Source organism: Streptomyces sp. IBSBF 3136, from assembly GCF_036815105.1.
Lineage (GTDB): Bacteria > Actinomycetota > Actinomycetes > Streptomycetales > Streptomycetaceae > Streptomyces.
In genome coordinates this window covers 1-7675 of sequence record NZ_JAJSZC010000299.1, presented here as the reverse complement: position 1 = coordinate 7675, position 7675 = coordinate 1, and the positions used below count along the sequence as shown (strand labels likewise).

Annotated in this window: 7 protein-coding genes, 1 tRNA gene and 1 pseudogene; 5 read left to right on the top strand and 4 right to left on the bottom strand. The window is 73.0% G+C overall.

The features are described 5' to 3' along the window. A partial coding sequence (locus V7E45_RS36715; protein ID WP_333778615.1) for a primase alpha helix C-terminal domain-containing protein occupies positions 1-296 on the top strand: 296 nt, incomplete at its 5' end. Positions 297-581: 285 nt separating this feature from the next. On the opposite strand, the gene V7E45_RS36710 is transcribed toward V7E45_RS36715, so the two are convergent. Together V7E45_RS36710 and V7E45_RS36705 are read right to left on the bottom strand one after the other, a co-directional pair. Beyond that, positions 582-668 (bottom strand) — tRNA-Ser (locus tag V7E45_RS36710). Between the two features lie 137 nt (positions 669-805). Next, a complete protein-coding gene (locus tag V7E45_RS36705; RefSeq protein WP_333778614.1) occupies positions 806-2305 on the bottom strand; it encodes a S1C family serine protease in 1500 nt (499 codons plus the stop codon). Positions 2306-2518: 213 nt separating this feature from the next. Between V7E45_RS36705 and V7E45_RS36700 the strand changes: the two genes are divergently transcribed. The 3 genes from V7E45_RS36700 to V7E45_RS36690 all read left to right on the top strand — a co-directional run bounded on the left by V7E45_RS36700 (position 2519) and on the right by V7E45_RS36690 (position 5374). Beyond that, positions 2519-3346 (top strand): glycerophosphodiester phosphodiesterase, encoded by an 828-nt coding sequence (locus V7E45_RS36700; protein WP_333778613.1) that lies wholly within the window; start codon positions 2519-2521, stop codon positions 3344-3346. A 201-nt stretch (positions 3347-3547) separates the two neighbouring features. Beyond that, positions 3548-4186, top strand: a complete 639-nt coding sequence (locus V7E45_RS36695; RefSeq protein ID WP_333778612.1) for an ATP-binding protein — start codon at positions 3548-3550, stop codon at positions 4184-4186. Positions 4187-4408: 222 nt separating this feature from the next. Further along, positions 4409-5374: a DUF5926 family protein gene (locus V7E45_RS36690; RefSeq protein WP_333778611.1), complete on the top strand. Its 966-nt coding sequence runs from the start codon at positions 4409-4411 to the stop codon at positions 5372-5374. Positions 5375-5618: 244 nt separating this feature from the next. On the opposite strand, the gene V7E45_RS36685 is transcribed toward V7E45_RS36690, so the two are convergent. After that, a complete protein-coding gene (locus V7E45_RS36685) occupies positions 5619-6230 on the bottom strand; it encodes a hypothetical protein (RefSeq protein WP_333778610.1) in 612 nt (203 codons plus the stop codon). A 55-nt stretch (positions 6231-6285) separates the two neighbouring features. Next, positions 6286-6951 carry a bifunctional DNA primase/polymerase gene (locus tag V7E45_RS36680; protein ID WP_333778609.1) on the bottom strand — a complete coding sequence of 222 codons (666 nt, stop codon included), beginning with the start codon at positions 6949-6951 and terminating at the stop codon, positions 6286-6288. Positions 6952-7446: 495 nt separating this feature from the next. On the opposite strand from V7E45_RS36680, the pseudogene V7E45_RS36675 reads away from it, so the two are divergent. Then, a pseudogene (locus tag V7E45_RS36675) lies at positions 7447-7675 on the top strand (phosphatase); the annotation flags it as partial.

Here is a 7675-nt window from a genome sequence, read left to right as displayed (position 1 = left end):
CCGCCGCCTGCCCGCCGGCCCTGCTCCGGCTGCTCCTGCCCCCGCCCCGCAGCGCGCACCCGGCCGCCCCGCCCGCCGGGGACCACGGACGGGGCCTGGTCCAGTTCGTACTGAGCGCGCACGAGGGCCAGCGCAACACCCGTCTGTTCTGGGCGGCGTGCCGCGCCTACGAGAACGGCATCGGCCCCGCCCTCCTCGCGCCCCTGGTCGAGGCGGCCCTCCACACCGGCCTCCAGGAACGCGAGGCCCGCGCGACGATCGCGTCGGCGGCCCGTATGACGGGCCACCAACCCTGAGGCCGGCCGGTCGCCGGCGCACACCCCGGGGCTCCGGGCTCCGCTCGGGGCGCCGCTCCCGCCTCCGGCGGGGGATCGGCCGACACCGGGACCGAGGGGGCGCCGTTCCCGAGGATCTCCACTCTCCTGAAGCGCTACCGAGCGCTGAAGCGGTAGCCGTCGTCTGTTCGTGCCCCTCACGTGCCCGCTCGAACGGGGAACCACGGGGAACGGCGGTCGCCGGCGGGCACCGGCCATGACGAAGGCCCCCGACCGGTGTCGCTGGTCAGGGGCCGTTCACCCAGGCGGTGGGTGTGGGATTTGAACCCACGGTGACATCGCTGCCACGACGGTTTTCAAGACCGTTCCCTTAGGCCGCTCGGGCAACCCACCTGTGCCGCCGCCCAGCTGGGGCGGAGCGGGGTACAGCGTACCGGGATCCTCCGGCAGCCGGGGGCGGTGGTCCGCACCGGGCGTCGCCGGGCGGGGAGGTGCCCCCTGGCCGGGGGCACCCTACGCGCGCGTGCCGGTCAGCTGTCGCCCACCCGGGAGCCGAGGGTGAGGTCCACCGTGTGCTCGTCGCCGCCCCGCTTGTAGGTGACCGTCACCTTGTCGCCGGGCTTGTGGGTCCAGATCTCGCCGATCAGGGTCGGGCCGCTGTCGATCACGTGGTCGTCGAGCTTGGTGATGACGTCACCGGGCTTGAGGCCGGCCTTGTCGGCGGGGCCGCCCGACTCGACCGCGGCGGAGCCGCCCGTGCCCTGGTCGGTGATCTTCGCGCCGCCGGTGGAGTCCTCCAGGGAGACGGACGCGCCGATCTTGGCGTACACCGGCTTGCCGTTCTTGATCAGCTGCTGGGCGACGTACTTGGCCTGGTTGATCGGGATCGCGAAGCCGAGGCCGATCGAGCCGGACTGGCCGGCGCCGAGACCGCCGCTGCTGGAGGACTGGATCGCGGAGTTGATGCCGATCACCGCGCCGGAGGCGTCCAGCAGCGGGCCGCCCGAGTTGCCGGGGTTGATGGACGCGTCGGTCTGCAGGGCGCTCATGTAGGAGGCCTTGCTGGAGGAGCTGCCGTCGCTGGAGGCCACCGGGCGGTTCTTGGCGCTGATGATGCCCGTGGTGACCGTGTTGGACAGACCGAAGGGGGCGCCGATGGCGATGGTCTCGTCGCCGACGGCCACCCTGTCGGAGTTGCCGAGCGCGAGCGGCTGGAGGTCGGAGGGGGCGTTCTTCAGCTTGATGACGGCGACGTCGTACCCCTGGGCGTGCCCGACGACCTCCGCGTCGTACTTCTTGCCGTCCGGGAAGGTGGCCGTCAGCTTGCCGCCGTCCACCGCGTCGGCCACCACGTGGTTGTTGGTGACGATGTGGCCCTGCTTGTCGAAGACGAACCCGGTGCCGGTGCCGCCCTCGCCGCTGGTGCTCTCCGCCTCGATGGTGACCGTGCTGGGCAGCGCCCGGGCGGCCACGTTGGCGATGGTGCCCGGGGCCCGCTTGACCTGCGAGGCGCTGCTGTCGGAGGCGGAGACGGTGGTGGAGCCGCTGGTGTCGTTGTCCTTGGCCAGGGTGTAGCCGAGACCGCCGCCCAGGCCGCCGGCGACCAGCGCTGCCACCAGGACCGCGGCGACCAGGCCACCACGTCCGCTGCGCGGCTTCGGGGCGGGCTGCTGGTACGACGATCCCCAGCCGCCGGCACCCGCGCCGCCCGCACCGTCGCCGTAGGACGGCGTGGCCGGGGGCGGGGGCGGCCAGGAGCCCTCGGGGCCGGGACCGCCGTAGGGCTGGTGGGCGTCGGGGCCGGGACCGCCGGCGTGCGGCTGCCCCGCCGGGCCGGCCGGGAACTGCGCCGTGGCCGCCGTGCCCTGCTCAGGAGCGCCCGGGGCGCCCGGATGGACCGGCGGCAGCGGTGTCGTCGGCGCGCCCGCGTCGGGCACGGCGCCCTGCGGCGAAGCAGCGGGAGATGCCACCGGCACAGGAGGTGCGGACGGGGCGGGGGGTACCGCGTTGCCCTCGTTCTCGGTGCTCACAGCTCTTCTCCTCGATCCACGGCTGTTGTATGCAGTCAGCTTTTCCCACGGGCCGTCAGAGCACCATAAGCGGTGGCTGTGGGTCCTGGGCTACCCTTTACATAGGACATTTTTGGCAAGAGTTGCATAAACCGGCAGAGCGGACGCCTCCGTTCGCCGCACGGACCCCACCGCGCCGCCCCGTGTACCCCGCGTCGGTGGCACCATGACGCGGTGACCCACGCACCACAGCACGCCATCCAGGTCGTCGCCCACCGAGGAGCCTCCGAGGACGCGCCCGAACACACCCTGGCCGCCTACAAGAAGGCGATCGAGGACGGGGCGGACGCCCTGGAGTGCGACGTCCGGCTGACCGCCGACGGCCATCTCGTCTGCGTCCACGACCGGCGGGTGAACCGTACCTCCAACGGCCGCGGGGCTGTCTCCGCCCTGGAGCTGGCCGATCTCGCGGCCCTGGACTTCGGGTCCCGCAAGGCGCGCGACGCCTGGCGCGGGCGCGACGAGGAGCCCGACTGGGAGCACCTCCCCGAGGACCCGGCGGAGACCGCGGTGCTCACCCTGGAGCGGCTGCTTGAGCTGGTCGCCGACTCCGGGCGGCGGGTGGAGCTGGCCATCGAGACCAAGCACCCCACGCGCTGGGCGGGACAGGTGGAGGAGCGGCTGCTGCACCTGCTCAAGCGGTTCGGCCTGGACGCGCCCAGCTCGGCCGCCGACTCACCGGTACGGATCATGAGCTTCTCGGCCCGCTCCCTGCACCGCGTGCGCGCCGGAGCGCCGACGCTGCCGACGGTCTACCTGATGCAGTTCGTCTCGCCCCGGCTGCGCGACGGACGGCTGCCCGCGGGCGTACGGATCGCGGGACCCTCGATCCGCATCGTGCGCAGCCACCCCGCGTACGTGGAGCGGCTGAAACGCGCCGGCCACCAGGTCCACGTGTGGACCGTGAACGAGCCCGGGGACGTCGACCTCTGCGTCGAGCTGGGGGTCGACGCGATCATCACCAACCGCCCCGGCGCGGTGCTGGAGCGGCTGGGCCGCTGAGGCCGCCCGCCCCACCGGGGCCACCCGCGCCCCGGACACGGTCCGGCAAAAGCCGGGCAAGGAGCGGTGCACACCCCTTGACCTCCGGCGTCGGCTCCAGCATCCTCCGTTCTCGGCCACACCGACGAAATTCAGCCACCCCAGGACAAGTCCGTCACCGGGAGTGCTCCGGCGCATCCGCTGCGTGAGCGCGCGTCCCGGATGCGTCACCGGAAGAGGATTGGCCGGTTTCCGGTACAGGCCAATGGGGCATCCACACCGTGGCGTGGGGCGAAGGAGGTCTCGGGGGTGGCGTTGGTGGTGGCACAGGAGGTGCCGACGTCGTCGAGCATGGCCGTACCCCACGGCCCTGCGGGCGTGGGCAAGGCGAGGCACCGGATGCGGGCGCAGCTGCGCACCGGCGGTGTGTCGGAGACGGTCATCGACGACGCCGTACTGATCCTTTCCGAGCTCTTGAGCAATGCCTGCAAGCACGGCCGGCCGCTGGGCGACGCCCCGGTGGGCGACGGCGACGTGCGCGCCGCGTGGCGGGTCGACCCGCGAGGGCGGCTGATCGTGGAGGTCACCGACGGCGGTGGCCCGACCCGGCCGGCTCCGGCCACCCCCTCGGTCACCGCGCACGGCGGCCGCGGTCTCAACATCATCACGGCGCTCTCCGACGACTGGGGCGTGCGCGACGACATCCGGGGCGAGGTGACGGTCTGGGCGGTGGTCAACGACGACGTCCACGACCCGGACGCCGGGGCCCGGCACGGCGGTTTCGCTACGCGCGTCACCGCGCCGGCGGTCGCGGCCCTGGCCGAGCTGGACTTCACGGACGTCTTCGACGAGCTGGACTGAGGCCACGGGCCGAGGCCCGGGCACCGGGCCCATTCGGTCCGCCGCGGTCCGCCCCGAGGGGCGTTCGCCCGGATCGGACCGCGCGCCCGGCGTCGGGCCGGACGACCGGCTCCGGCGCCGTCGGCTCGCCCAGGTGTCCGTTGTCCACAGGTTCGCGTCCGTCCTGTCCCGAACGGCTAGGCTCCCGCCGTACGAGACGAGCCGTAACCGGGAGACCCCACGATGGCCAAGAAGCGACCCCAGACGAAGGCCGAGCGGCCGCAGCTCAGCGACGCAGACATCCCGGTCGTCGGCGCCCGTGAGCCCTGCCCCTGCGGCAGCGGCCGGCGCTACAAGGCCTGTCACGGCCGGGCCGCCGCCCACGCCACGACCGAGCTGGTGCACCGCCCCTTCGAGGGGCTGCCGGGCGAGTGCGACTGGGTCGCGCTGCGTGAGCTGGTACCGGCCGCCACGGTGGAGCTGACCCTCGCCGAGGGCCTGCCCGAGGGCGTCCCGTCGGTCACGCTCGCCACCGTGCTGCCGATGGCCTGGCCCGCGCTGCGCCGCGACGACGGCTCGATCCTGCTCGGCCTGCAGAACGACACGCCCTCCGGCGACCTCAGCCGCGACCTCGCCGACACCCTCCGGCGTGCCCTGGCGGCCGAGCCCGGCACCCCGGTCGAGGGCCGCCGCGCCCCCGCCGACGGCCCGCGGCTGCAGGACCTGCTCGCCCCGGAAGGCGCGTTCGAGCCAGTTGTGCACGAGGGCTTCGAGTTCTGGGTGCCGGACGCGGACAACGCCACCCCGGAGGTGACCGCGTCCCTGGAGCGGGCCAACGCCGCTGCCATCCCGACCGTGAAGCTGTCCGGCGTGGACGCCGCGTACTGGTGCGAGACCCCGGAGAAGAACCACCTGCGCTGGGTCATGCCGCACCCGGAGGAGCAGCTTCTGGACGCTCTGGCCCGGCTGCACGCCGCGGGCCGCTCCAGCCTCGGCGAGGGCACCCGGCTGGTGGGCTCCTTCCGTGCTCACGGCCTCACCGTGCCGGTCTGGGACCTGCCGAGCGGGGTCTCGGCCGAGGACGTGGAGAAGCCGGCCGCCGAGTTCGCCGAGCGGCTCGCCGCCGCCCTCTCCGCCACCGAACCGCTCACCTCCGAGGAGCGCCGGGCGCGCGGCGGCCTCACGAGCCGCCAGGTCACGCTCAGCTGAGGCACCCACGGGGCGCGGCACGCGGCTGACCGACCGGTCAGCCGCGACGGCCGTACGGGGACAGGTGACTCCTGTCACAACTCCCCGTCGCGACAGGGAAATCCGTGTCCGAATAGCCGAGATCGAATTTGCTAACCGCCGATCTCTTGTTACCGTTCCAGTAGCCCGGTTGCTGGTGCATCCCCCGTCGCCAGCAACCGGGCCTTTCCATGCCCGGAGCCGGTGTACAGCACCCTGCCGGGCGTCAACTCCCGCCCGTGTCGCCTGAGTTGCTCGCGGAACGCAGCAGCAGCGGCCCGTTCGTGCGGGGTCCGGAGAACTCGGTGACCGCGGTGTAGTCGTCCAGCACGCCCCGGGTGCGTTCACGGGGCGTCTCACAGGTGGCGGGCTCGTCGTCGGCGCCCGCGGCGCAGTGCGTCTGCACGGTCCGGCCGCCCGGGCCCAGCAGGCTCAGCTCGGAGTCGACGGCCTCACCGGTGACGTTGCGGTAGTAGGTACGCGCCCAGGTGTCCCCGCCCTGCGTCAGCACACAGGTCTGCGCCTCGATCCCGTCGGGGGAGGAGAGTTCGGGTCCGCACCGGGCGGCGGTGGCCAGGCCGAGCCCGAGCAGCAGCGGGGAGCGCGTCGGGGTGGCCACGGGCGGCGCGGCGGCGCGGGAGCGCGGAGGCGCGGCGGCCCGGCCGTTCTTCGCCACGGGCCGGCCGGCCTCGCCCACCTGCCCCGCGGACGCCACGGCCAGCGGCAGCGCGGCCGCGGCCGTCACGACGCCCGCGAGGGCGAGCAGACGAAGCCTTCGGGGGTCCCGCCCGCCGCGGTGCGACGGTCGGCCACCGGGCCCCCCAGAGATGCGCAGCATGTAGCGGAAGATAACGACCCGGGTCGGCCGTAGGGCGCGCCCGCGCCCGACACCCTTACAACTCGGGCGCGCTCACACCCGTACGAGTGAGGGCGTCGACCACGGCGTCCACCACGGCCTCCACACCGGGCACCCAGGGCGAGGCCGAGCCGGGTAGCGGGGCGCGCTCCCACCGGACGGCGCCCTGACCGGTCTCGGAGGGGGGCAGGGCGAGGTAGCCGCCCTCCCCGTGGAAGCGCAGGGAGCCGGGCACGAAGTCCTTGGCGTAGAGCAGCTCGCCCAGCTGCTCCATGGAGTAGGGCCGGACGAGCAGCGACCAGCGGGCGGGCGAGGCGACCACCGGTCCGAGGCGCATGCCGCGCTTGTCGAGCAGCGCGAGCGCGCGGGCCGCGGCGAGCGCCGGCAGGCTGACCGCGCAGGGCGCCTTGCCGCCGGTGGCCATGACGATCGGCGCGCCCGGCCGGTTGGTCCACCACCAGCGCACCATGCGCGGATCGGTGGTGGCCGCGAGCAGGCCGGGGTCGAAGGGGTGGGCACCGGGGACCGTGCACTCCGGGTCGGGGCAGCCGCAGCGGGCCCGTCCCTGCGGGTCCGGGGCCACGCCCGGGAGTACGGGCCACTGCCATTCGGCCGCGAAGGTCAGGGCTGCGCCGAGCAGCTCAGGCCTCCCGCCGTTCCGCCTGGACAGGAGCCTGCGTCGCCTTCCGAGGATCTCGCGCATGAGCGCTCGTTCCTTTCCGTTGCACCGCTGGCAACACCGTGGACCACATCACATCATGTGTCGATCACTTCACTGTGCGTACCTGTTGGCGCATCACACCCCTGCGCATGGCAGGGGGAACCCCAGGGGGTCGAGCGTTGACCGCTTCCGCTTCCTTGGTGCGTCCATCGAAAGCACGGGTGCGGCGTAGGGGTGGCGAAGTATGGCGTTTTACGGTCGCGCGTATTTCTCTTCGCCTCCGCCACGGGAGGATGGGGCTCGGTCGTCGGTGGTTATGACGCCCGGGTCCGTCGCCAGGTTCCGGGTGGTCCCCAACCACCCCTGGCCTTCTCCGAGTACGTACCCATCACGACCGATGTGACGCTCCGTGGAGCAGGGCCAGTCGACCGCAATGAACCGATACCTGAGGCAGTTTCAAGCCAACTTGGCAGTAAGGCAAGGGTTTCGGAGAAAACCCACTTCAGACCCATGGACACCAGGAATCCCCGCAGGACAATGCTGGACATCCCCTTACGAGTGCGTGTACATGTGGTTACACCGCTAGCGGCGCAGAATGACATGGGGGTTTGCGATGCTTCTGAGCAATACGCACCGGTCTGAAGGCCGGACGCCATGAACGCCCCGCACCCTCCGAAAGTGGCCGGAATCGATCCAACGGTTCCCACGCCCGCCCACACTGCCGCGCCCACACCTCCCACCCCCGGTTCAGCACCCTCCCCGGACG